This window comes from Flavobacterium sp. (genome assembly GCF_044369455.1).
Classification (GTDB): Bacteria; Bacteroidota; Bacteroidia; order Flavobacteriales; family Flavobacteriaceae; genus Flavobacterium.
Window position 1 is genome coordinate 1 of sequence record NZ_JBIPLW010000025.1, and the last position, 2,821, is coordinate 2,821.

4 protein-coding genes are annotated in these 2,821 nt (G+C 28.4%); 1 reads left to right on the plus strand and 3 read right to left on the minus strand.

Features of this window, described 5'->3' with window-relative positions:
• Positions 1 to 281: 281 nt before the first annotated feature.
• Positions 282 to 1,022 carry a LamG domain-containing protein gene (locus ACIQ2L_RS13375; RefSeq protein WP_396159656.1) on the plus strand — a complete coding sequence of 247 codons (741 nt, stop codon included), beginning with the start codon at positions 282 to 284 and terminating at the stop codon, positions 1,020 to 1,022.
• 181 nt (positions 1,023 to 1,203) lie between these two features.
• On the opposite strand, the gene ACIQ2L_RS13380 is transcribed toward ACIQ2L_RS13375, so the two are convergent.
• Genes ACIQ2L_RS13380 through ACIQ2L_RS13390 form a run of 3 tightly spaced genes read right to left on the minus strand, consistent with a single transcriptional unit; the run spans position 1,204 to position 2,493 of the window.
• A complete protein-coding gene (locus ACIQ2L_RS13380; RefSeq protein ID WP_396159659.1) occupies positions 1,204 to 1,674 on the minus strand; it encodes a hypothetical protein in 471 nt (156 codons plus the stop codon).
• On the minus strand, positions 1,664 to 2,110 hold the full coding sequence (locus tag ACIQ2L_RS13385) for a helix-turn-helix domain-containing protein (protein WP_396159661.1): 447 nt from the start codon (positions 2,108 to 2,110) through the stop codon (positions 1,664 to 1,666). The genes ACIQ2L_RS13380 and ACIQ2L_RS13385 overlap by 11 nt, the downstream gene beginning before the upstream one ends.
• Positions 2,107 to 2,493, minus strand: coding sequence for a hypothetical protein (locus ACIQ2L_RS13390; protein WP_396159663.1), 387 nt, complete (start codon positions 2,491 to 2,493; stop codon positions 2,107 to 2,109). The genes ACIQ2L_RS13385 and ACIQ2L_RS13390 overlap by 4 nt, the downstream gene beginning before the upstream one ends.
• Between the last annotated feature and the right edge of the window lie 328 nt (positions 2,494 to 2,821).

A 2,821-nucleotide genomic window follows, 5' to 3' on the forward strand; every position in this document is an offset into this window, starting at 1 on the left:
GCTGAAACTAGAAAGCGAAGCAGAAAATGGAAAATGATACTGGTTACTTTGCGTGCTCAAGTTAGAACAAAACCGAAGTGGTAACAGCCGTTTGGCGAAACAGCTGGTTTTGTCTTTCTTGGAAAATCCTCCGTATTTTCCAATCTGGATTTTCTAAGATATTTTTCTTAAATTGCCGCTGATTCGCCAAGCGGCGGAACGTTGTGCGTAATGCCAAAAAAAAAATGCGGAGAAGTCACGCATCCAAAAGACTTTAATATCATCATTAAAGAAAGATAAATATGAAAAAAATAAATCAAATAGTCATTGCGATATTATTACTTTCAGCAATGAGTTGCGAAAAACAAGAAGAAAATAACAACTTTCAATCTTTGAATTGTTTGCCAACTAATTTACAAAATGGTGTTATTGCTTTTTATTCTTTTGGAGGCGGTTCTTTAAATGATTCATCTGGAAATAATTATAATTTGATAAATCCAACTACAGCTAGTTCAGGAATTGATCGTGATGGAAATCCAAATTGTGCTTATCAATTCAATAACGCAAATAATGAATTTTTAAAATATACAAATCCAACTTTTTTAGACAATTTACCGGTAAACAATCTATCAATTTCATTTTGGTATAAATCTAATGATCATATTGCTGGTTATGGCGTGTTTATTTGTAGAGATGATCAAATTGCTTGTAATAATTATTCACGTGGTGAATGGTCGATAGGTTTTTCAAATGGTTTTCTAATTACACATTTACCAAATGGAGGTTTGTCAGATACTGGAATTGTGAATACAAATTGGCAACATGTAGTAATAACTTCAAATAACACAAACAATCAAATGTATGTAAATGGTATTCTAGTTTCAAGCGGAACTGGGCCTTACAATTGCCCAATTTTGAATCAAGGTGATTTATTTATTGGAAAATTCTATAATGGTTTAATTGATGATGTTATAATTTATAATAGGATACTTTCTTCAACTGAAGCTAATGAATTATTTAATCTAAGTGCTTGCTGTAACTAGGCACTACGCACAACAGCCGTTAACCGCTATTGCTGGATTTTCATGGTTTCACGTTTGTTTTTCACGTAAAACTATTATCTTAGCAGACAGTACGCAGTTCGCTGGCTTCGCAACAGTCGGTTAGCGGCGAAACGTTGTGCGTAATTTTAAGAAAAACCTGTTAAAAAGACACGTTATTATATTATTTTTTTCTGAATTCTTTAAATAACGAATTAATATCAATCAATGGATAAATTTCTTTTTCAACTATTGTTCCTTTAAGTTTTTCAAAAAGAATTCCTCTAACAGTACTTGCTGATAAAGAAGCTATATTAACAAGTATTCCATCAGGAATATCAAAATTGTTTTCAACTTTTTTTATTACATCGGAAAAAGGTTTTATTTCAAAAAAGCTCTCAACCTTTAGTTCTGCAAAATCTTCTTTTGTAGATAATAAAACAAGTTTTACGGTAATCAAACAAGCCAACAAATCTTCTTTTTCTATTGCTCTAAATTGAAAATTAGTTTGAAACTCGACAAGTGGTTCTTTTAAAGAATTTATTTCATTTTCAAGGTCAAATTGTGAAAATTTAATGACTTTAATATCTTTAAATCTCATATTTAAAGTAATTTCTTTTGAATCTTCCTTTATATTGTCTTTTTTACTTTTCATTGTAATTTAATTTAAGCATTTGTTCTGATTCAACTCTAAAATAATCTTGGTATCTATTTTCAAATGAATAAACTTTTTCAGAAGAAATAACAGTTAAAATATTAACATTAATTTGAATTGATGAACCAGATAATTCAGAAAAAAACTCTTCTCTTTTTTTAGACTTTATTTTAAAATTGATTTCAACGTCATATTGTTTTTCAAACTTATTTATAAAAGATGTATTGAACTTTTTAGTTCCAGACATTAATTGACTAATATATGCTTCAGAACATCCCAAAGTAGAAGAAAATTCTCTTTGATTAACGTTCTTATAGTCTAAAAACTCATCAATTTCTTTCATAAGTCTTAGACTAACTAATGACTCATCAATTTTATCTCTATTTTCGTCTAAATAAGATTGAATAGAATAATTATTTTTTAATAACTCTTTCATAAAAGTGCTTTTTGAATTGAAATATTTTCAATTGAACTAATAGTGCTGATTAATTTTTTGGTATTTTCTTGAGATTCTTTTTTTCCGTATCTACTCATATATAGCTCTCTATATCCAGAATTTACTACAACAAGTGTATAAAATCTATGATTATCTATTTTTATCGCATATACTTCACCACAATCAAAACTCATTTCCCAATTAAACTGTGTTTTATTATGAACTTTAGTTTTTACTGCTTCAATAACTAAAATAAACTTTCTAAAAAGTTTTGTATTTTTATTTATTTCGTTAAATTTTTTACATATATCGGAATTGCTTTGGTTTAGAAATAATCTAAACTTTGTCTCATCACAATTATGTATTAAATAATATACTTCCAAAACTTAACCTATTAGTTAAGTGCAAAAGTATAGATATAAATTGAATTACCAAAACATATATGAAAAAACTACGCACAACAGCAGTTACAAGAAATTGCTAGTTATGGGATTTATCAGAAATGGTAATTGTTGAATCAAAGTTTTGTCTATATTTGTAATTGTCAGTGAATGAACTACGCAACTTCTTGTAGCTGCAAAACGTTATCACCCAGCTTGGGCAACCTCTCGTCCTAAAATAGGTTGACTAAAAATTAAACACTTTTAGTATCCTATGGAAACAAACAAAAAACAACCCTGCCGAAAAAATGAGTATCAAAAAATAAGCTTT

Coding starts and splice junctions, on each gene's coding strand:
- ACIQ2L_RS13375 (WP_396159656.1), top strand. CDS start 282: ATGAAAAAAATAAATCAAATAGTCATTGCGATATTATTACTTTCAGCA.
- ACIQ2L_RS13380 (WP_396159659.1), bottom strand. CDS start 1,674: ATGAAAAGTAAAAAAGACAATATAAAGGAAGATTCAAAAGAAATTACT.
- ACIQ2L_RS13385 (WP_396159661.1), bottom strand. CDS start 2,110: ATGAAAGAGTTATTAAAAAATAATTATTCTATTCAATCTTATTTAGAC.